General features: G+C 47.2%; 18 protein-coding genes. 4 read left to right on the top strand and 14 right to left on the bottom strand.

Features of this window, described 5'->3' with window-relative positions:
- Window positions 1-160: 160 nt before the first annotated feature.
- The 9 genes from PY479_RS11595 to PY479_RS11555 all read right to left on the bottom strand — a co-directional run bounded on the left by PY479_RS11595 (window position 161) and on the right by PY479_RS11555 (window position 12,429).
- Window positions 161-1,897 (bottom strand): sodium:solute symporter family protein, encoded by a 1,737-nt coding sequence (locus tag PY479_RS11595; protein WP_212596299.1) that lies wholly within the window; start codon window positions 1,895-1,897, stop codon window positions 161-163.
- Between the two features lie 12 nt (window positions 1,898-1,909).
- Window positions 1,910-2,176 (bottom strand): DUF4212 domain-containing protein, encoded by a 267-nt coding sequence (locus PY479_RS11590; RefSeq protein WP_212596298.1) that lies wholly within the window; start codon window positions 2,174-2,176, stop codon window positions 1,910-1,912.
- 270 nt (window positions 2,177-2,446) lie between these two features.
- Window positions 2,447-3,067, bottom strand: a complete 621-nt coding sequence (locus tag PY479_RS11585) for a thiol:disulfide interchange protein DsbA/DsbL (RefSeq protein WP_228730455.1) — start codon at window positions 3,065-3,067, stop codon at window positions 2,447-2,449.
- 42 nt (window positions 3,068-3,109) lie between these two features.
- Window positions 3,110-3,937, bottom strand: coding sequence for an SDR family oxidoreductase (locus tag PY479_RS11580; protein WP_275483844.1), 828 nt, complete (start codon window positions 3,935-3,937; stop codon window positions 3,110-3,112).
- Window positions 3,938-3,985: 48 nt separating this feature from the next.
- On the bottom strand, window positions 3,986-5,185 hold the full coding sequence (locus PY479_RS11575; protein WP_275483843.1) for an HD-GYP domain-containing protein: 1,200 nt from the start codon (window positions 5,183-5,185) through the stop codon (window positions 3,986-3,988).
- Between the two features lie 170 nt (window positions 5,186-5,355).
- A complete protein-coding gene (locus PY479_RS11570) occupies window positions 5,356-5,826 on the bottom strand; it encodes a DUF2919 domain-containing protein (RefSeq protein ID WP_212596295.1) in 471 nt (156 codons plus the stop codon).
- A gap of 85 nt (window positions 5,827-5,911) precedes the next feature.
- Window positions 5,912-7,927 (bottom strand): NAD-dependent DNA ligase LigA, encoded by a 2,016-nt coding sequence (gene ligA / locus PY479_RS11565; RefSeq protein ID WP_275483842.1) that lies wholly within the window; start codon window positions 7,925-7,927, stop codon window positions 5,912-5,914.
- Window positions 7,928-8,024: 97 nt separating this feature from the next.
- Window positions 8,025-8,996 carry a cell division protein ZipA gene (gene zipA / locus PY479_RS11560; protein ID WP_275483841.1) on the bottom strand — a complete coding sequence of 324 codons (972 nt, stop codon included), beginning with the start codon at window positions 8,994-8,996 and terminating at the stop codon, window positions 8,025-8,027.
- Window positions 8,997-9,018: 22 nt separating this feature from the next.
- Complete coding sequence (locus PY479_RS11555) at window positions 9,019-12,429, bottom strand: chromosome segregation protein SMC (RefSeq protein WP_275483840.1); 3,411 nt, start codon at window positions 12,427-12,429, stop codon at window positions 9,019-9,021.
- A 207-nt stretch (window positions 12,430-12,636) separates the two neighbouring features.
- On the opposite strand from PY479_RS11555, the gene cysZ reads away from it, so the two are divergent.
- Entirely contained in the window at window positions 12,637-13,407 is a 771-nt protein-coding gene (gene cysZ, locus PY479_RS11550; RefSeq protein ID WP_275483839.1) for a sulfate transporter CysZ, read from the top strand.
- A 237-nt stretch (window positions 13,408-13,644) separates the two neighbouring features.
- Window positions 13,645-14,613 carry a cysteine synthase A gene (cysK, locus tag PY479_RS11545; protein ID WP_212596290.1) on the top strand — a complete coding sequence of 323 codons (969 nt, stop codon included), beginning with the start codon at window positions 13,645-13,647 and terminating at the stop codon, window positions 14,611-14,613.
- Window positions 14,614-14,673: 60 nt separating this feature from the next.
- Here the strand turns inward: cysK and tehB are convergent, their stop codons facing one another.
- Both tehB and PY479_RS11535 read right to left on the bottom strand, forming a co-directional pair.
- Complete coding sequence (gene tehB, locus PY479_RS11540; protein ID WP_275483838.1) at window positions 14,674-15,540, bottom strand: SAM-dependent methyltransferase TehB; 867 nt, start codon at window positions 15,538-15,540, stop codon at window positions 14,674-14,676.
- A gap of 93 nt (window positions 15,541-15,633) precedes the next feature.
- A complete protein-coding gene (locus tag PY479_RS11535) occupies window positions 15,634-16,128 on the bottom strand; it encodes an Hsp20 family protein (RefSeq protein WP_212596288.1) in 495 nt (164 codons plus the stop codon).
- 315 nt (window positions 16,129-16,443) lie between these two features.
- On the opposite strand from PY479_RS11535, the gene PY479_RS11530 reads away from it, so the two are divergent.
- The gene (locus tag PY479_RS11530; RefSeq protein ID WP_275483852.1) at window positions 16,444-17,454 is read left to right on the top strand and encodes a glutathione S-transferase family protein; all 1,011 of its coding nucleotides are present in this window, start codon (window positions 16,444-16,446) and stop codon (window positions 17,452-17,454) included.
- A 2-nt stretch (window positions 17,455-17,456) separates the two neighbouring features.
- Here the strand turns inward: PY479_RS11530 and PY479_RS11525 are convergent, their stop codons facing one another.
- Window positions 17,457-17,684 (bottom strand): DUF3389 family protein, encoded by a 228-nt coding sequence (locus PY479_RS11525; RefSeq protein WP_212596287.1) that lies wholly within the window; start codon window positions 17,682-17,684, stop codon window positions 17,457-17,459.
- Between the two features lie 167 nt (window positions 17,685-17,851).
- Between PY479_RS11525 and PY479_RS11520 the strand changes: the two genes are divergently transcribed.
- Window positions 17,852-19,720: a M1 family metallopeptidase gene (locus tag PY479_RS11520; RefSeq protein ID WP_275483837.1), complete on the top strand. Its 1,869-nt coding sequence runs from the start codon at window positions 17,852-17,854 to the stop codon at window positions 19,718-19,720.
- Between the two features lie 59 nt (window positions 19,721-19,779).
- Here the strand turns inward: PY479_RS11520 and PY479_RS11515 are convergent, their stop codons facing one another.
- Both PY479_RS11515 and PY479_RS11510 read right to left on the bottom strand, forming a co-directional pair.
- Window positions 19,780-20,262 (bottom strand): peptidylprolyl isomerase, encoded by a 483-nt coding sequence (locus tag PY479_RS11515; protein ID WP_212596285.1) that lies wholly within the window; start codon window positions 20,260-20,262, stop codon window positions 19,780-19,782.
- 80 nt (window positions 20,263-20,342) lie between these two features.
- Entirely contained in the window at window positions 20,343-21,215 is an 873-nt protein-coding gene (locus tag PY479_RS11510; protein WP_275483836.1) for a WYL domain-containing protein, read from the bottom strand.
- Between the last annotated feature and the right edge of the window lie 37 nt (window positions 21,216-21,252).

Here is a 21,252-nt window from a genome sequence, read left to right as displayed (position 1 = left end):
GAATTGAAAATAAACGCAGTGTTCATTACGTGTCATATCTTGGGTGTAACGCGCTTAATAAATGCCGCGAAGTATGTCACTTAAATTATATCGAATAGTTTTTAAGCATATAACTTAAAAAGAAAAGGCGCCGAAGCGCCTTTTTCAATCCTTGGGGTTATCAGTGACTTTGCGCGCCACCAGACCCTTTAGGGAAGCGGATAGAATCCACCATTTCCTGCACGTCAGTTGGTACTGCGGCAGTCATCTTGCTTACAGCAATCGCCACAACAAAGTTGATGATCATACCAATCATGCCGATGCCTTCCGGTGAAATACCAAACAGCCAGTTGTCAGACACGTTAGCCGCTGGATTTACAAACTTGAAGTAGATGATATAGGCCGCAGTGAACCCTAAGCCAAACACCATCCCGGCAATGGCACCTTCTTTATTCATAGACTTAGAGAAGATCCCCATGATAATGGCCGGAAATAATGATGCCGCTGCGAGACCGAACGCAAAGGCTACTACTGCTGCCACGAAACCAGGCGGATTAATACCGAAGTAACCAGCGATGACAATACCAATTGCGGCGGCCAGTCGGGCAAACATCAGTTCTTTCTTGTCGGAGATATCTGGCATAAAGTTTTTCTTGAGCAAATCATGGGACACTGAAGTCGAGATAACCAACAACAAACCCGCAGATGTTGACAATGCAGCTGCCAAACCACCCGCCGCGACTAAGGCGATAACCCATGCCGGTAAGTTAGCGATCTCTGGAGTCGCCAACACCATGATGTCACGGTCGACATTCATTTCATTGGCACTCTTTGGATCATCGATTTTACCTTTGGCGTAGTACATTTTGCCGTCGCCATTCTTATCGTTCCATTTGATAAGTCCAGTCTGTTCCCAGTTTTTAATCCAAGAAGGTGCAGTAGCGTGTGCGACGCCCTGTCCGTCTGCGCCGTTGATCGTCTCGATCATATTGACGCGAGAGAAAACAGACAGTGCAGGTACTGTGGTATAGAGGATGGCAATGAACACCAGTGCCCAACCGGTACTGGTACGCGCATCTTTTACCTTAGGTACAGTAAAGAAGCGCACGATTACATGAGGCAACCCGGCGGTTCCCACCATCAGTGCGGCGGTAATAGCAAACACATCAATGGTACTCTTGGCACCTTCGGTATATTCGTTAAAGCCAAGTTGGGTAGACAGTCCATCCAGTTTATGTAGCAGATACACCCCAGTGTCATTACCCGCTGCATCAACCAAAGTCGAACCGAAACCAATTTGTGGTAATACATGGCCTGTCATCATCACTGAGATGAAAATTGCTGGAACCATGAATGCGAAGATCAGTACGCAATACTGTGCTACTTGGGTGTAAGTGATACCTTTCATACCGCCCAAAACCGCGTAGAAAAATACCACGGCCATACCGATGTAAACGCCAGTGTCAACGTCCACTTCAAGGAAGCGAGAAAATACCACACCCACGCCGCGCATCTGACCGGCGATGTAGGTAAAACAGATGAAGATGGCACATATTACTGCCACCACACGTGCAGTCTGCGAGTAATAACGCTCACCGATAAAATCAGGCACAGTAAACTTGCCAAACTTACGTAAATACGGCGCAATACACAGCGCCAACAGTACGTAGCCACCGGTCCACCCCATCAGATATACGCTACCATCATAGCCAACAAACGAGATGATCCCCGCCATCGAAATGAAAGAGGCAGCAGACATCCAGTCAGCGGCAGTTGCCATACCATTCATTACCGGCGGGACCCCACCGCCAGCAACGTAAAACTCTTTGGTAGAGCCAGCTCTGGACCAGATGGCAATACCTATGTAGAGCGCGAACGACAACCCTACAATCAGAAATGTCAGTGCTTGAACGTCCATAATCTGATCCCCTTAGTCTTCGTGTACGTTATATTTTTTATCTAAGGCATTCGCTTTGTAGGCGTAGATAAAAATCAACGCCACGAACACATAAATGGAACCTTGCTGGGCGAACCAAAAGCCTAGCTTGAATCCCATGAAGTGAATATTGTTAAGCATATCTGCAAACAAAATTCCGCAACCATAGGACACGACGAACCAGACAGCCAGCAATCCCAGCACCAGACGCAAGTTCTCGCGCCAATAGCTAAGCGCCTTTTCGTTATTTTCAAAGCCCATTGTGCGACTCCCCATCACTAAACGTTATTAAGTCACATTTAATCTAGCAATCGCGACATAGCTCACAATCAAGACCTTAGTCTAACCAACGTGCTACAACTCAGTAACAATGTTTAAAACTTGATTTAAATCAAATAGAAGTGGTTTTATAAGAAAAAACGAATGGAGTAGAAAACACCGCTCAAATTAGACCAATGTCGAAAGGTAAATGCTTAAAAAAATACAAAAAAGACCGGGAAATTCCGGTCCTTTTTTAGGGGATAAGTAGGATTAATCCGCTTTATTTGCTAAATATTCGATTAACTTTGCCAGCTCTTCTGCATCAGACATATGCGTCTTAATGAGATATTTACCATTCACCAACAAAGACGGCACACCACGAATTTTTGACAGTTGTGTTTGTGTCTCATAATTTTCCATCGCTAATTTCGCATCGGCAGAACCAATATTCTTATCGAGTACATCCTTATCAATACCTTGACTCTCAAAAAAGGCTTTCAGGTCAGCATCGGTATTAAAAGGCTTATGCTGCTCATGGATAAGTTCGAATATTTTGCTATGCACCTGTTCGGTAATTTTGAACTTCTGCGCCAGATAATAAGCTTCCTGGCTGAGGATCCACGAGGGTCTGTGGGCGCCGACAGGTGTACGTTCAAATGCAACCTTTCCTTTTAACAAGGAGACAAGCTTTTGAATAACCGGATCTTCGTGATAACAATGAGGACAGTTGTAGGAGAAAAATTCTCTTAACATTGGCTTACTAGGTTCGGGGATACCTTCAACGGTCACATAATCCTGACCCTCTTTGTAATCAGCAGCTTTTGCAACAACGGTGGTCATTCCTAACATAAAAATGGCCACTGCAACCTTGGCCAAAGATGAAAAAGACATTAATCCCCCTCGTAATGAATATGGATAAACTTAATGGCGTTTTTACGCTTTACAAGCTAACAGCAAGGCATTAGCGTCGGCGTATGCATAGGTAAAGTCAAGCTCTTCACAGATGAGGTTACCATCGATCCGCTTACCCGCGGCGTCTTGTTCTGCCACAAACTCAGGTAATGGTAACGCTAACTGCTCCGCCGCCAAGCAATAGAATGTTTGTTTATCCATAATAAAGGGAGCTGACAGATTATAGACGGCCCCAGGCTTATCGGCGTTGAGAACCTGCTTAGTCGCGGTAATACAGTCCTGTAGATGCACCAGATTAACGGGTTGACGCGGCCCCGTAAGACCTTTTCTACCCGCCATGAAACGTCCAGGATGCCGCCCAGGGCCAACGAGTCCGGAGAAACGCAACACTGTTACCGTTAAACTTGGCGAAGCTAATCCTAAAAAAAGTTGCTCAGCTTGCTGTAATACCGCACTACTTCCTTCAGTTGCAGGGACAAGATCGGTCTCGGTCAGTACACCTTCGGTCTGCTGATAAGCGCCGGTGCTACTGATAAAGATCAGTCTTGATAACTGACTTTCACGTACCAACGCGGCGAATGGCATTAACTTGGTCAGATAATCACTGTCACCACGACGTAAACCCGGTGGAATATTAACAACTAAAGCATCACAGCCCTGCAGCAGAGAAGATGGCAACCGTGAATCGCCATCCAACGCTAGCTGCACGCCATTTATTCCCAGCGCTTGTAATGATGCCACTCCGTCTGCAGTCGTCTTACTACCAGTGACCTTCAGATGCTCACTTCGCAACGATTTAGCCAACGGCAGACCAAACCAACCACAACCAAAAACAGCAATGTGTTTCACGCTGATGCTCCTATGCTGACGACGTTAAAAAAAATGATTCTTGAATGATTACTGATGACAAAAATAAAAGCTAATCCCCGTATTCGACCGTAGCGTTTTACGTGCGCCCTCACTGAGATCTTCTAGTTTAATCACACTGTCAACACTGACGTCTTCTTGCGGTAAAAAGCGATAATGGCCTTTGCTGCCGTCGGGTTGGCAACACCAAACCTGCGGATGTTTAACGTCGTCTGTCGTTACCACAACTTTCGCGAAGGTATTATCGGTAAGCTTGACTAGAGTACCGGGCGGATAAATTCCAAGAATTTTAACGAGTGCTTGGATCAACTCGTCGCTATGTTGCTCTGATCGGGTTTTAAACAGATACCCCAAAGCGATTTGCGGTGATGCAATTTCATCCCGCCAAAGAAAACTGTCGTAATCGTTTACCAATGACACGATTTGTGTGGTTTTGGAAATCTCATGGCCCTTCAACCCATTGGGATAGCCGCTGCCGTCTACAAACTCATGATGATGTAACACAATATCCAATACATCATCACCGTAAAGTCCACTGCGCTTTAACATCTCATATCCATAATTGGGATGCATTGCGATAAAATTTTTCTCTGGCACAGTCAGCGGGCCGCGCTTATTTCGAATAGCTTCAGGTACCTTAAATTTGCCAATGTCATGCAACAAAGCCCCCGTTGCAATAGTACGAATTTCAGGCTTCGACATTTGCAGATTCTTAGCAATCATCATCGATAGCGCAGCAACTGATACACCATGTTGCGTCGCTGTTGCTTGAGCTTCGCCAGAGGTTACCAATGCCAGCTTAACGTTTTCAGCGCCGTATAACTGTTCCAGCATTGCCTCAACCAACACTGAGGTTTCACGTATCGCGCCCTCGGGATCGCTGACCACTTTACCCAAAACACCTCGGATGCCGTTAATGGAGCCGACAAATTGCGTCTGGCTCTGGCGCATATGTTTACGCGCTTGCTGTTCCTGTTCAGTGAGTTGATTAATTGACTTTTTCTGAACGCGCGGGGCCTGAGCTTTCACCGACTTTGCTGATTTAAGTGTGCCAGATAGCAAAATAACATAAGGCACACCCAACTTTTGGATCATCTGGATCTGCGCATCCGAGGTAATCTCGATTTTATTAAACAGAAAAGGATGATCCGTCCATGATAGCGGTAGTTTGACCGTAATACCCTTCTGCAACTGCGATACTGGCAGATGGATTTCCTCGGTTTTAGCCACTGAATTCCCCTATCGCAAACGATTGTGTTGATATCAATCAGGTAAATATTACGAGAATTTTACAACTATAGTTCAACCGATTGAATACGGAAGCTTTTTCCAATAAAAATATGATATCGCTGATGCTTTGGATAAAAATAGTTCAGGAGCAAACCTATCTGTATTGGTAGTTATTCCCCGAGAGGCCAATCAGCCACATACGCTTTTAGATGACGAGAGTGATACAGATAAATGGCTGACCAAAACAGCAATAAACCATCTAATGCCATGGGCCAGTCGAATAAGAAAGTGAGATGACTAAGTCGTATCACTAACAAAACCGCTTCTACTGTCAGCAACACGGCCAGTAGCAGCCGCAAAGACCCGAATAACGGTCTCAACCATAAAGGTTTACGCCGACGTTCAGCGATAACCAGAAAAAACGCGAAAACCGCACCACTACCTGCCGCCAGCGCGATCAAAAAGTCTGACCGATCAGGATAGAATAATTTCACCAGTTCAGAACGGTCACTGGCAATCGTCAGTGACATCACAAAGATTGCCCAGCCCCGCGCCAGAAACAACAACAATAGGTACAACATCAGCGGGGGACGCACATGTCCATGATCATCAAGCCAGTGAACATCCTCTATTCTGAACATCTCAATTCCAGGTGTTTGGGGTCAGGAACAGATGACATGGCGCTGCCGCTGGGCTTTTTCAAGTCAGTTGCTTAAATATGGGATGTCAATCATTGAGAAGCGCCACCAATTGCTGCTCATCTATAACCCGCACCCCTAACTCGGTAGCTTTGGTCAACTTAGAGCCGGCGGCTTCACCGGCAACCACACAATCGGTATTTTTTGACACGCTGCCCGCCACCTTGGCACCCAGCGCTTCTAACCTGGCTTTAGCATCACTGCGGCTAAATTGGGTGAGCGTCCCCGTGAGGACCCAGGTCTGGCCCTTAAGCGGTTGCGCTTCTTCATCTGGCGTTTCAATCATAGGCCAGTGCACACCAATATCAGCACTAATTAAGGTATCGATTACCTGTTGGTTATGGGGCTGTGCAAAAAAATGTACCACGTGCTGCGCCACCACATTGCCCACATCTTCCACCGCCATTAACTGTTCAACACTTGCCTGTCGCAGTGCGTCTAACGTTTTAAAATGATGGGCAAGATTGGCCGCAGTCGCTTCGCCAACCTCACGGATCCCCAAAGAATACAAAAACTTGGATAGTGTTGTGGTTTTAGCTGCGTTCAATGCCACTTTGAGGTTTTCCGCAGATTTAATGCCCATGCGTTCGAGCGATGCTAGCGTAGAGACACTGAGACGAAACAGATCCGCCGGACTTTCGATCAGTTCTTTATCGATCAACTGCTCAACAATTTTATCGCCAAGCCCATCAATATCCATCGCCTTTCGAGATGCAAAATGCTTGATTGCCTCTTTCCGCTGAGCCTTACAAAACAAGCCTCCGGTACAACGCGCAACGGCTTCGCCTTCAATACGTTCAACCAATGAACCACACACCGGGCAATCGTGGGGGAATTGAATAGCTTCAGCATATTCGGGACGTTTTTCCAGTACTACAGCGACCACTTGAGGGATCACATCCCCTGCGCGCCGAATAATGACAGTATCCCCAACTTTCACGCCTAAGCGTTCTATTTCATCGGCATTATGCAACGTGGCGTTGGACACGGTGACACCACCGACAAACACCGGTTTTAAGCGCGCCACAGGCGTCACCGCCCCGGTACGTCCCACCTGAAAATCAACACCTTCCAACACTGTCATCTCTTCCTGTGCTGGAAATTTATACGCAATGGCCCAACGAGGTGCCTTGGCAACAAAACCTAATGCTTGCTGGGCGGCAATGCTATTGACCTTAAACACCACACCATCAATATCAAATGCCAGTGTCGGACGCCGTACCATTATCTGCTGGTAATAGGCCTCTACTTCCGCCAATGAATCCGCCAGTTTAATCTCACTGCTTACCGGCAAGCCCCATTGCTGCAATTGCGCCAATTGACCGCGATGGGTATCTGCCATGGCAAACCCTTCAGGTTCAACCACCCCTAGGGCATAAGCATAAAAAGCCAGCGATCTTGAGGCCGTGATTTTACTATCAAGTTGTCGCAAACTGCCTGCCGCTGCATTTCGTGGGTTCACAAAAACTTTTTCATTACGTACACGAGCCCGTTCATTGAGTGCATCAAACGCTGCCCGCGGCATAAACACTTCGCCACGAACTTCTAGCAGTGGCGGATAACCACTGCCGCGCAACTTCAACGGAATCGATTTAATGGTCCGCACGTTTTCGGTGATATCTTCACCTACCGCACCATCACCGCGCGTCGCTGCACGTACCAATACGCCATCACGGTAAAGCATACTCACTGCAAGACCATCCAACTTCGGCTCACAGCAATATTGCACATCACCAACCCGATCACTCACTCGTTTGTGAAACGCGGAAAATTCGGCATCATCGAACACGTTATCCAGACTCAACATCGGCTTGAGATGTGTCACCTGCTCAAATTTGGCCAAGGCTGTGCCACCCACTCGGCGACTGGGCGAATCAGCTCGTAAAAGTTGCGGATTTTCGGCCTCTAAAGACTGCAATCGTCGCATCAAGCGATCATATTCAGCATCGGGAATTGAGGGATTATCATCCACGTAGTAACGGATATTGTGTTCGTTAATCTCGCGGATCAGTTGATCGATTTCTTGTTCAGTAGTGAGTTGCATAAAAAGGTCCGCTGAAAATAAAGGCCGCATCTGCGGCCAGTATCATGAGTATTTATTACGGCGCAATCAACGCCTAAGAATGCCAGCCAACAACGCTTCAGCTGTTAGCTTTAATGCGTTCCAGATATTCTTTCTTGGTAGATAACTGCCACGGATTACGCTCACCATCTAGCAACAATGCGTCTAGGTCATCCGCCAGTTGTGATGCAGAATTCAGCATGATTGAAAAACTCATCACTGGATCTGAGGCACATGGAATCGTCATAAACAACACTATTCCATGGGTGGAAAACTGTTCCATATTATCGGGATCAAATATCCCTGGCTTTACCATGTTAGCTAATGAAAACAAAACCTTACCGTGCCCAGCATGATCTTCGTGACGATGAAAAATCTGCATGTCGCCGTATTTAAAATTTAACGCCAACAAACAAGGCAGCAACTCAGCACCACTCAGCGTTTTTCCGGGACGAGCAACAACATGCAACACCAGAACGTCTTTCGGCTCAAACACCTCTGTATTGGCGGTAGTGGTGGCAGGCTCTGCGATATCTGCGGTCAACTCTTCATCGTATTGTTCTGATGCAACAGTGGGTTCTAAAGCTTCGCTATCTTCAGCAGGTAGCCCCAATTCCATTTGCAGTTCTTGTTCAAGTAGCTCCTCATCACCGAGTAATGGCTCCTGTCGCAGAGATTTACTCCCTTTACGGCTGGGGCGCGCTTCAGTGGCGGATAACTCAAACGCCTCCTCCTCGTTGTCAATATCCTCAATGATATCGTCTTCCAGAGGTTCCGTTTTTGGTTGAACGACGTCACGCCGAACACGATTTGATTTCAGTTTTGGTGGCTTATCATCCGGTGACGCTTTACGAATTCTGACTTCACCGATGCCATCTGAATCAAATCCTTCTGGGTCCCGACGCGCAACTTGCTCCCGATAAAACCCGGCCATGGGTTTCTCTTTCAAAGGTTTGGCTTGCTGTTTGCGAATAGACCAGAACCCGTGGACTAAAACGGCGATGATGGCGATTGCTGCCAAGACGGCCAATACCAGTCGAAAATCTTCCATTGGTTACCTGTTATTCCTGTTGTTATCCTGCGTCGGCCATGGCGACTGCTTCTTCTATATTGACCGCGACAATACGCGATACCCCAGGCTCATGCATAGTTACCCCTATCAGCTGATCCGCCATTTCCATGGTAATTTTATTATGGCTGATATAGATAAACTGTACATTCTGTGACATCTCCTGCAACAGTCTGCAGAAGCGGTCAACGTTAGCATCGTCCAGTGGTGCATCTACTTCATCCAACATACAAAATGGTGCCGGATTGAGCCTGAAGATAGCAAACACCAATGATAAAGCGGTCAACGCCTTTTCTCCACCGGAAAGTAGGTGGATTGTGCTGTTCTTTTTACCAGGTGGCCGCGCCATGATGGTGACACCAGTTTCCAGTAAATCATCATCAGTTAACGCCAGATAGGCACTGCCACCACCGAATACTTTGGGAAACAACTCACCCAAGCCACTATTGACCTGATCGAAGGTCGTCTTAAACCGGCTACGCGTTTCACGATCAATGCGGCGTATTGCTTCTTCCAGACTCGCCAGCGCTTGATTTAAATCCTTATCCTGTTCATCAAGATAATTTTTACGCTCTTTTTGCTGTTCGAATTCATCAATCGCAGCCAGGTTGATAGCCCCCAGACGACTGATACGATTACGCACTGTATCCAGTTCGGCTTGCCACTTTTCTGTAGTGGCGTCAGCAGGTAAATTATCGGCAATTTCCGCTAACTGAATTTGCTGCTCCTGCAATTGCACCAGTTGGCTCTCAGCCTGCCCCTTTAACCCTTCGCGACGTAACTTTAGCGTGCTGATAGATTGAGTCAAGTGATCAACATCTGCAAGCTGTTGTTTTTGCTTTAAAGTGATAGCTTCATTTTGTTTTTGCAAGTCGGCTATTCGCGCCCGGGTCTGCTCCAGTATCTGACTCTGCTGTTGTTGCATCGTCAGTAATTGCTGTAACTGTTGTTCCAGCACATCAATAGCATCCCCCTGCGGGGTATGTTGCTGCCGGTCTTCCTGGAGTTCCGTCAGTTGTTGCTGCAATTGCTGTTGCTGAGACTGCAATTGGGTCGCTTGCTGTTGAATTAATGCCAGTCCCGTCTGCTGTTCATTCAACTGATGGTTAATATCACGCAGTTTGCGTTCAATATCGCTTAGCTTACTCTTCACTGCGATACGTTGGCTGGTCAGACTTGCCACCTGCTCGCTGTAGCGTCGTTCGTCCCCTTGCTTCTGATAGAGTTCGTCATCTGCAGCAAATTGACTTTCAATCAAGGCTTCAAGATCGAGTTCGTGGCTGGCAATACGTTCTGCCAGTGCAGATTTATCATCTTGTAATTGCTGGCGTTGCTGCGCAAGTTGTATTTCTCTTTCGCGGGCATTATCCAGCGCCATCTGCGCTTTGGCGTGATGAAGGCGCAGCTGCTGTAATTGCTGTTGCCACTGTTCTTGTTCAGTGGCATTCGCTGTTACCAATGCTTGTGCTTGCTGCAACCCCTCTTGCGCATGCGCTAGCCTCAGTTCAGCTTCGGCAATAGCGACCACCAATTCCGACTGTTCGTTGGTCATGGCCACTAAGGAGTGCTGATCCGCTAGCAAAGGCCAGTTAAAGCCGCGCCCCCACACAGAACCTTCAGCGCAAAGAATAATCTCAGATGCACTTAATGTGGGTTGCAGTGCTTGCGCTTCACCGGTTGTTTCAACCCATTTTATCGGTGCCAACCAAGGGCTGAGATTAACTGGTGCCGACACTGGCCCCCAAGTTCGAAGTTCAGTGCGAATAAAACCAGGTTGAGCGCTATCCTCACCAACAACCTTAGCCAGTATCGGGTGCAACCATTGCTCGACAGTTTGTTCCCACCCGGCTGCAATAGAGATCTCTTGCCATAGCTGTAACCAATCAGCGTTATCGGTTTGAGGTTGCTGCGCTGCCAGCCACTGACTCAACATTTGGTGCCGAGTTTGCAATGCTGATAGCTGTTGTTGTTGCTGTTGCAGGAATTGTTGCGCTTCAACAAACTGCGCCTGTGAGGACGCTTTTTGCTGTTGTAGTGGCTCAGACTGTTGCTGCACTAACTGCAGTTGTTGTTGCGCCGCCGTTAATTGCTGCGCAAGCGCAGATTGTGCGGTGTTATCGCTTACCTGCTCTTGCGAAAGTCTGTCAGTGAGCAGGACTAGTTGTTGACGGTCTTGCTCTAATTGCTGTTTAAAGTGTTGCTCTCGAGTAACGGCCAGTTCCTGTTGATGCCGTAGTTCACTCAACGCTGACGATGCTTGCTGCGATTTAATGGTGATTTGCTGCAATTGCTCTTCCAGCGTTTCCAACTGCCCCGTCAGTTCCCACTGGGTTTCATCCAGTTGTTCCTGAATCGGCTTTAGACTGGCCACGGTTTGAGTAAGTTGCTGCTCTTTTTCACCCACAATCTGCATTGCCTGCTGCAACTGTTGTTGCTGAGCCAGTAGTCGTTGCAACTCTTTCGCCAGATGCTGATCTCGTTCGCGCAGAAATTTAATCTGTTGCTCAGCTTTGGCAATATCAGTATTGGACTGGTAATAATCGGCAACCTGCCGCTGTTCTATATCTTCCTGATCATCCTGTTGTAACTTTAATTCTGTCAGTTGCAATGTCAGATGTTCAGCTGCCGTTTGCAGTCGCAACTGCTCTGTTTCCAAGCGCTTGATTTCATCATTTTCGACTTCAGCCAGTTGATGCAATTCCAAATAACGCATCACCAGCAATTGTGCATGCAGAGAGCGCTCCTGTTGCTTATATTCGCGATAACGCTTTGCTGCCTGAGCCTGGATGGTGAGTTTTTCCAGTTGCTTACCCAGTTCGCTGCGAATGTCACCAAGACGGTCTAAATTTTCACGGGTATGGCGAATGCGGTTTTCGGTATCGCGCCGACGCTCTTTATAACGGGAGATCCCGGCGGCCTCTTCGATAAACACCCTAAGCTCTTGCGGTTTACATTCGATCAGTCGGGAAATCGTTCCCTGGCCAATAATTGCATAACTTCGCGGACCAAGACCGGTTCCCATAAAGATATCGGTAATGTCTTTACGACGACATTTTTGTCCATTGAGATAATACAAATTCTCGCCGTCTCGGGAGACCTGGCGCCGCACCGCCAATTCATCATAACTGGCGTAAGCGCCACCGATACGCCCTTCCGTGTTATCGAACACCAGTTCCACGCTGGCGACCGATACTGGCTTACGAGCATTTGAACCATTGAAGATCACATCAGCCCAGGAATCACCGCGCAGATTTTTGGCGGAGCTCTCCCCCAGCACCCATCGTACCGCATCAATCACGTTGGATTTACCACAACCATTGGGGCCAATGACTGCCGTCAGCGGATTGAGAAAAGGGATTTTGGTGGCATCGACAAACGATTTAAAGCCCGCAAGTTTTATCTGTTTGAGTCTCATCTATTTCCGATGCCAATCACTTGAAAAATAACGAAGATAATTAAAGGCGATAACGACAGTATGCCCTTATGAAAAGTAAACTCACTTTAACAAAGCAACATGCATTTTGTAACGCTTTTTATGTACTTATCGATGATTTTCGCTTGTTTTCGTGCGCATGGTTACTCAAAATCAGGCCTATGACGAGATGCTTTAGGGAGTTTGTTTATGCCATCTAGCCTCAACCTCAAAAAAAGTGGGATCAGCTACTTTTGGGATGGACTTAGTCTGATCAAACGTCCAGGATTACGGCGCTTTGTGTTAATCCCATTATTGGTAAATTTGATTCTTTTTGGCTTTGCCATCTATTTTGCAGTTCAGCAACTTGATGTCGTCTTTGGCTGGATCCAAAGTCACCTGCCGGATTATCTCAGTTGGCTCAATGTGATCCTTTGGCCTTTGGCAATTGTGACGTTATTGGTACTGCTGTCGTTTATCTTCAGTTCAGTGATGAATTGGATCTCTGCGCCATTTAACGGCTTGTTAGCGGAGAAAACCGAGCAACTATTGACGGGTAAACCGTTATATACAGGTGGCACTTTAGATTTAGTTAAGGATTTACCTCGTATATTTGGCCGCGAATGGCAGAAGCTTAAATATTACCTGCCGCGCGCTATTATTGTGCTGCTGCTATTTTTTGTTCCGGTTGCCGGACAGACGGTATTTCCGGTGCTCTGGTTTTTCTTCAGTGCCTGGATGATGGCAATCCAGTACTGCGATTACCCGTTTGATAATCATAAAGTCCCGTTTAACGACATGAAGTTTGCCCTCAAGCAAACCAAAGGGGCCAGTGTCAGTTTTGGCGTAGCGGTGACATTATTCTCAATGGTCCCCGTACTGAACTTCATCGTTATGCCTGTGGCCATTTGTGGCGCAACAGCTATGTGGGTTGACCGTTATCGAGCCACATACCGCAACGCCAAAGTCGCGCCAGAATAGTGTATAGGGTGTATTCGAAATGCTCACTCCGGTGAGCATTTTTTTTATGCAGTATCCTATACTCAAGCAGAATGTCAGCCACGTACCTGTGAGTTTCAAGCATAGTGACTTCTTTATCTCACTAATATCATGAAATCATGTAATAACTAAATTGAATAAAGAAGAACAAAGTTTCACTTCTCTTTGATATAAAGGGACTTATGCTTGTGAGGTGCAAATTAAGGAGCTAATAAAGCTATGAGCAAAATCTTCCAAGACAACTCTTATACCATTGGTAATACTCCGCTGGTACGCCTCAATCGAATCGGCAATGGCAACATTCTTGCCAAGGTGGAGTCCCGCAATCCAAGTTTCAGCGTTAAATGCCGTATCGGCGCCAATATGATTTGGGATGCTGAGAAGAGAGGTTTGCTCACCAAAGACAAAGAACTGATTGAACCGACTTCCGGTAATACCGGTATCGCCCTCGCCTATGTAGCGGCAGCCCGTGGTTATAAGCTGACGCTGACCATGCCTAACACCATGAGTCTCGAACGCCGCAAACTGCTGAAAGCACTTGGGGCTAACCTGGTGCTGACTGAAGGCGCTAAGGGCATGAAGGGCGCAATTGAAAAAGCCGAGGAAATTCGTTTAACCGATCCGGATAAGTACATTATTCTGCAACAGTTTTCTAATCCTGCTAACCCAGAAATCCACGAAAAGACTACTGGCCCAGAAATCTGGAACGACACTGACGGTAAAGTTGATGTCGTCATTGCTGGCGTCGGTACTGGCGGCACTATCACCGGGATCAGTCGTTATATTAAAAAGACTCAAGGCAAAGCGATCACCGCTGTTGCCGTAGAACCTGCAGAATCACCGGTAATTACTCAGACCCTGGCTGGCGAACCGGTGCAACCAGGTCCACATAAAATCCAAGGTATTGGTGCAGGCTTTATCCCAGGCAACTTGGATTTAGAGTTGATTGACCGTGTTGAAACTGTTGCCTCTGATGACGCAATCGCCATGGCGCATCGCCTGATGAAAGAGGAAGGGATTCTGGTGGGGATCTCTTCAGGTGCTGCAGTGGTGGCTGCCGCACGTCTGGCAGCGCTACCAGAATTCAAAGACAAAACCATTGTCGCCATTCTGCCGTCTGCCGCCGAACGTTATCTGTCATCTCCGCTGTTTGTTGGCCAGTTTGGTGATATGGAAAATCAGCAGTAATTGATAGCTTCAAAAAAACCCGCTTTATGCGGGTTTTTTTATTGATAACGCTGAGTTTGATTACTCTGGTTTACGCGCCAGCAATGTTGCAAACCGTAACTTGATGAAATTCCCCTGCTCATCGCGTTTATGCAGTTCACCGACATTTTCATTATATTTGACGATGTCCCAGCCTTCATAATAATCGAGCAATTCATTGGTTTTAAAAGTGAAGGGAAAACCCACAGAACAGGGAAAGTCTTCTGTGTCCATGGCTGACACAATCAAATTAACACCACCAGGCAGAGTATGTTGTTGCATCTGCGCGATCAGCCCTGGCACGGTCTGCGGATTGAGAAACATAAAGACCACAGTAGACAGAATGAAATCGAAATCACCTTCAATCTGCAATTCAGCCAGATCCTGCTGACTTGCCTGAATGCCTTCCAGTGCTTCTTGTGCAATCAACTGCTGCAAATAAGCGATGCTTTCGCCGTTTTTGTCATAGCTGGTAACATCATAGCCTTTAAGATTGAGATATAAACTATTCCGGCCGTGCCCACAACCCAGATCCAGCGCCTTGTCACCTTGCAAATACGGTATTGCGGCGACCACTTCTGAATGCGTTTTGCTGAGATCGTATTGCTTTTTAATATAGTAATCTTCTGCACTGCAGAAGAAATTTAATTGACATTCAATGTCATCAGTCACGGAGTGAATGCGGTGCCACTGCTGTGGTGCGATTAATGCTGGCTGATGTTTAACATCAAACTCAGCACGATCACTAACCTCGCCAGTGTCGGTCAGTAACTCGAGGCATAACTGACCTTTTTTGATCTCTAGTTGCGCCCAGGTCCCTTCAGTTGTGTTGTGTTTCTGCATCACATCTTCTGGCAAAGAATCCTTGTGCCAAAGCGGCAGGCTCTTATAGCAAATCAACTGTTCCATAGGTCTCTCTTATTCAACATGGTTACGCATCAATAACACCGATAAAAACACAAAGCCAGTCGCGAGGACTGGCTTGTGATATCTAACAGCAGATTAGGCAGCAGGTTGTGCCTGCGCTATTTTAGCATCCTGTTGACGGGTGGCTTCGCCTTCCAACACTTTGCTATCAATGGCACCAATTTCAATTTTGCGCGGTTTCATTGCTTCAGGGATCTCTCTGACCAATTCAATATTCAGCAAGCCATTTTCCAGATGAGCACCTTCTACAGTGACAAAATCGGCCAACTGGAACGTACGTTCAAAGCCCCGTTCAGCAATACCTTGGTACAAATACTGACGTTCTGGTTGTTCAGTATTCTTAGTGCCTTTTACCACCAGTTTTTCACCTTCACTGGTAATCTCCAACTCTTCCATCGCGAACCCGGCTACAGCCATAGTAATGCGATAATGGTTTTCGCCCTTCAGCTCAATGTTATAAGGGGGATAACCGGCATTGCCATTATTATTGGCAGCCAGCTCAGCTAAACGGGCAAGGCGATCAAAACCAATTGCACTGCGATAAAGAGGGGTCAAATCATAGTTACGCATAGTCATATCCTCGTAAGCAATATGTAAATTAACGGGCCGAATACATCGCGCCCTGGATAAGTGACCGCCCGATGGCGCGGTCATTGTCTAAGATGAACTTTCATCATCGACACAGACTAAATAAGGTCTGGTAACTGCTTTTCAAGTGAAAGCCGATTAATTGAATATATTTTAACCAATGGCAATCCAAGGAATATTGGACTGCAAGTGAAGTCCTTTCTATTTATTAGTATGAAAGAGGTAGTTTTTGCGACTTTATATCTGAGTTACTGCTTAATACACTGTAACTGATTTAATTTGAATGAAGGCTACATCATGGGATTGCTGCAACAAGGGCGCTGGGTTGATCAATGGTATGATACTGATAACACTGGTGGAGAATTTTTACGCGAAGATGCGCGCTTCCGGCATTGGGTCACTACTGATGGCGGTGCTGGACCTAGTGGTCATAGTGGGTTCAAAGCTGAAGCCAATCGCTACCGTCTGTTTGTGTCACTCGCGTGTCCATGGGCCCACCGCACATTGATTTTTAGAGCGTTAAAAGATCTGCAAGCCATTATCCCGGTGACTGTCGTCGAGCCTCACATGCTTGAAAATGGTTGGGAATTTGCCGGCGCCCATCAAAGCCAGAGTGCACACCATATCGCAGGCGCCGAAGCCGACCCACTATTTGGCAGTGATTATCTGTACCAGTTATATCTTAGAGCCGCCCCTGACTATTCTGGACGGGTAACGGTGCCCGTTTTGTGGGATACGAAAACCGATACCATCGTCAGTAACGAATCGGCGGATATTATCCGGATGTTTAACAGCGCCTTCAATGAACTGACAGGGAACACACTGGATTTCTATCCAAAGGCACTGCGCACAGAAATAGATTCTCTCAATAGTCGCATTTATCGCGATATCAACAACGGAGTCTACCGGGCTGGCTTTGCGACCAGTCAACAAGCTTATGACCAAGCATTTGATCAGCTGTTTAGTACTCTTGACTGGTTGGAGCAACGCTTAGCTCAACACCGTTATTTGACCGGTAATCAGCTTACGGAGGCTGATTGGCGTCTGTTCACAACCTTGATCCGCTTTGATGCTGTGTATTTTGGTCATTTCAAAACCAACCGTCAGCGATTACAGGACTATCCGCAGCTATCTGCTTATGTGCGCGATCTGTATCAGTACCCCGGAATTGCTGAAACGGTGAATTTTGAACACATCAAACAGCATTACTACTATAGCCACGGCGAAATAAATCCCACGCGCATCGTTCCTAAAGGACCATTGCAGGACTTTTCACTACCGCATCAACGGCATCGGTTAGAAAGCTGAACTCACTCGACTTCTATCCCATAAAAATCGGCAATTTGTTGCAGTTGTTCGTTATCGTCTAACGTCAACTGCCAACGAACTGCCCCCGCATCAGCCAATAACAATCTGGCATCTGACAACAGTCGGATGTCATCAGGCAACACGGTCATAACCACTTTGGATGCTTGCAAACGCACCTGCAGTTCATGCTGTCCCAACAATATCCGACCAGTAGAAAAATTGAGATTCATTGAGATATTTCCTTACGTTTTAGTTTTAACCAGCCACAAAAACTCAGGCAAGATCATAACACCCCACAGATGGCTAACTTGACTGGCCGCAGTATAATCTCGGGCGCATTAATTTGGCATGCGCGCCTCAGGCCGTCATGTATTTTATTTATTTAAGGATGTTTGATTTGTCATTATTCTCTTTAAAACGCTCACGCGCAGTGTGGCTGACATTGTCACTTCTCTTGCTGTCGCCGCTGGCTAACGCAGTAGTGACTGATGAATTCAGTTATGCGAATACCCAGGATGTGCAAACCCGCCACATCGACTTGCAACTCACGCTGGATTTCACTCAAAAGCAGATCCGCGGCACGACGACATTAGATCTCAAATGGTTGCATCCCAAAGCCCCATTAATTCTTGATACACGTGACCTGACGATCACCAAAGTTGAGGGGCTCACTAGCAATGGTGACTGGCAGCCGCTTAAGTTCACACTGGCAGCGAAAGACCCGGTACTAGGACAAAAACTCACCATAGATACGGGAGCATGGCAGCCACAACAAGTACGCATCGCCCATTTAAGCTCACCCGATGCCAGTGGGTTGCAATGGCTGACGGCGGCGCAAACACTTGGCAAAAAGCAACCGTTTCTGTTCAGTCAAAACGAAGCTATCCACGCACGCAGCTGGATGCCATTGCAGGATACACCGTCTATCCGCGCTAGCTACGCCGCAACCATTACCGCCCCCAAAGGGTTGACCGTATTAATGAGCGCTGACCGGCATCCGGTCAGTGATACCGTTACCCGCTTTGTAATGCCACAGGCGATCCCGTCATACTTAATCGCTATCGCCGCAGGTAACCTCAAATTTGCAGCTTTCGATGCACGTTCCGGCGTCTGGGCGGAGCCAGAGCAGTTAAAGCAGGCGCAACATGAATTCGCAGATACGCCTAAAATGATCGACACCGTCGAACAGCGTTATGGTCATTATCGCTGGGGACGCTATGACTTATTGATCCTTCCGCCTAGCTTTCCCTTCGGCGGTATGGAAAACCCTAAACTGTCGTTTATCACGCCGACATTAATTGCCGGGGACCGCAGTCTGGTTAGCGTAATTGCGCACGAACTGGCACATTCATGGTCTGGAAATCTGGTTACAAACGCCTGCTGGCGCGATATCTGGTTAAATGAAGGCTTTACCAGCTATGTAGAAAACCGCGTGGTGGAAGATCTGTACGGCGTTGAACGCGCTAAAATGGAACGCACCATTTCCTATGGGGAATTGTTGAAAGAGATAAAAGATCTGCCGGTGGCACTCACCTCTTTACATCCTGATCTTAAAGGGCTGGATCCAGACACTTCCTTTAGCGATATTCCTTATACCAAGGGTCAGCTATTTCTGGTCTATCTGGAACAAAAATTTGGTCGTAAACATTTCGATGCTTTCGTGAAGCAGTATTTTGCGCATTTTGCCTTCCAAAGCATTGATACCGAGACCTTTGAGAACTACCTGGAGCAACATCTCCTGTCGGTTTATCCGGGTACAGTTGCCAAAGAGGAGATCGATACTTGGTTGTACGGTGAAGGCATGCCAGCCTCAACACCGATCCCTACCTCTGATTCATTCAAACCTGTTGAAGCGGCCAGAACCGCTTGGCTCGCCGGCAGCAAAAAACTTAATCAGTTATCAACCAAAGATTGGAATGCCCAGCAATGGTTACATTTTCTGAATCAAATGCCGGCTAAAGCCAGCGCAAATGCGTTAAGCTTGGCCCAATTACAACAGTTGGATCAGCAGTTTGATTTTAGCCATACCGGCAATGATGAAATCGCTTTCTCCTGGTTCTCATTGGCACTGGATTACGGTGACTATGCGGTCAAACCAGCATTAGGCGAATACCTTAACCGAATTGGCCGTTTGCGCCTGGTAAAACCCTTGTATGAAAAACTGGCGGCTTCACCAGAAAAAGCATGGGGAAAACAGATTTTTGAACAAGCGAAAGCGGCTTATCACCCTTTGACCATCAGCGTTATCGCACCACTGTTTAAATAAAGATTGGATAACAAGCTAAAATAGCCCGTGCTAAAGCCGGGCTATTTTATCAAAACGGCTTAATGGTGATGGCCGCCATCACCATGAGCGTGACCATGAGCAACTTCTTCCGCAGTAGCATCGCGAACATCTTTAACTTCGAGATCAAAAGTCAACTCACGTCCGGCCAGCGGATGATTGGTATCTACAGTCACCATAAATTTGCCAACTTTCAGTACGGTGACCTGCCGTTGTCCCTGTTCTGTGTTGACCACCGCGATCATCCCAGGCTTCCATACTTTAGCGCCCATCAGATGTTTAACAGAAACTCGCTGCTCTGCATTGGCAATACGCTCGCCATAAGTTTCAATCGCTGGCAAAGTCACGGTAAATTTATCGCCAGTATCTTTGCCTTCTAGGGCTTTCTCTACGCCGGGCATCATATTGTTATGCCCGTGTAAATAGGCGATAGCATCCTGCCCTTCATTGCTTTCAATCACCGCGCCCTGCTCATCTTTCAGCGTATAGTTCAGCTGAACGACTTTATCCTTGGAAATACTCATACAAAATCCTCAGTATCGAGAATGTTAAAAATTCGCGGCAGCTTATCAGATAGCGGCCGGTGCCACCACTATTTCGCCAGTTAGTGACCTGCGCCAGGTACGATCGCTAAGTGTTCTATTGTAGCCAGCACCTCGAGATTTTTTAATGCTAACTGACACACTCCAGAGCTAATTTGATGTTTGGACGAACAATCGACACTCCAGCCACGCAGCAGATAACCGGCCAGCGCGGCATTAGTGCTCAAGTGCAATTCGCCATCCTGCATCCGGTAGTCCAGCATAATTGCTTCGGGATGCGTTAGCCCAGGATGTGGGATGAGTATCAACTCAATGTTAGTGGCCCAGGCGCTGTCGGCAGCAGGTTGTTCTGCCGGTTTGGCAACATCTTCATACGTGGTTACAGTCTTAATCCGCGTCACGACAAAATCGGTAAACTGCTGTGATTGACGATCAAATGCCCGCACGTGCCAGCGCTGACCATTGTTAACCAGAGCGTGCGGTACAATCTGACGGTGACTTTCTCCAGAGGACGTCGACACATAATCCACCGTCAGTACTTCTCCTTGTTGAATTGCTCGCATCAACGCGGCAATAACCTCGGTGTCCGGATGGATCAACTTTACCGCATCGACACACACCTGACTGGGAATCAATGGCTGCGATAATCCATCACCAAATCCGCGGGCCAAGCCACCTAAGACGACCTCAGCATCGTGATGAAATAAAGCGTTAAACGTGGGCAATCGTTGATAGTGGCGTGATGGATGCACCAGCTTCATATTACTCGGTGCTAACTCCCGATAAAGCGCAAAGTCACGTGTCGCCGCTGCCAGTCCGGTGGCAAATTTACCGATCAGATCCTGGCGGCTTATTTGTCCGAAATACTGGAGACAAAAATCAATAAAGGCCAGTCGTTGGCGCTGACCATGACTCAGTTCTTGCAAGGGTTCCATGATGCATTCTCGTTCTAGTTCAACCAGCAATCACCAA

This window comes from Shewanella sp. A32, from assembly GCF_029167175.1.
Classification (GTDB): domain Bacteria; phylum Pseudomonadota; class Gammaproteobacteria; order Enterobacterales; family Shewanellaceae; genus Shewanella; species Shewanella yunxiaonensis.
This window is presented reverse-complemented; position numbering and strand designations above follow the sequence as displayed.

Bases quoted from the DNA above. Each gene is read 5' to 3' on its own strand.
- PY479_RS11570 (WP_212596295.1), bottom strand. From the start codon at position 5,826: ATGTTCAGAATAGAGGATGTTCACTGGCTTGATGATCATGGACATGTG.
- PY479_RS11515 (WP_212596285.1), bottom strand. From the start codon at position 20,262: ATGAGTATTTCCAAGGATAAAGTCGTTCAGCTGAACTATACGCTGAAA.
- PY479_RS11525 (WP_212596287.1), bottom strand. From the start codon at position 17,684: ATGAATCTCAATTTTTCTACTGGTCGGATATTGTTGGGACAGCATGAA.
- cysK (WP_212596290.1), top strand. From the start codon at position 13,645: ATGAGCAAAATCTTCCAAGACAACTCTTATACCATTGGTAATACTCCG.
- PY479_RS11585 (WP_228730455.1), bottom strand. From the start codon at position 3,067: ATGTCTTTTTCATCTTTGGCCAAGGTTGCAGTGGCCATTTTTATGTTA.
- PY479_RS11530 (WP_275483852.1), top strand. From the start codon at position 16,444: ATGGGATTGCTGCAACAAGGGCGCTGGGTTGATCAATGGTATGATACT.
- PY479_RS11590 (WP_212596298.1), bottom strand. From the start codon at position 2,176: ATGGGCTTTGAAAATAACGAAAAGGCGCTTAGCTATTGGCGCGAGAAC.
- PY479_RS11555 (WP_275483840.1), bottom strand. From the start codon at position 12,429: ATGAGACTCAAACAGATAAAACTTGCGGGCTTTAAATCGTTTGTCGAT.
- cysZ (WP_275483839.1), top strand. From the start codon at position 12,637: ATGCCATCTAGCCTCAACCTCAAAAAAAGTGGGATCAGCTACTTTTGG.
- tehB (WP_275483838.1), bottom strand. From the start codon at position 15,540: ATGGAACAGTTGATTTGCTATAAGAGCCTGCCGCTTTGGCACAAGGAT.
- PY479_RS11535 (WP_212596288.1), bottom strand. From the start codon at position 16,128: ATGCGTAACTATGATTTGACCCCTCTTTATCGCAGTGCAATTGGTTTT.
- PY479_RS11510 (WP_275483836.1), bottom strand. From the start codon at position 21,215: ATGGAACCCTTGCAAGAACTGAGTCATGGTCAGCGCCAACGACTGGCC.
- PY479_RS11595 (WP_212596299.1), bottom strand. From the start codon at position 1,897: ATGGACGTTCAAGCACTGACATTTCTGATTGTAGGGTTGTCGTTCGCG.
- ligA (WP_275483842.1), bottom strand. From the start codon at position 7,927: ATGCAACTCACTACTGAACAAGAAATCGATCAACTGATCCGCGAGATT.
- zipA (WP_275483841.1), bottom strand. From the start codon at position 8,996: ATGGAAGATTTTCGACTGGTATTGGCCGTCTTGGCAGCAATCGCCATC.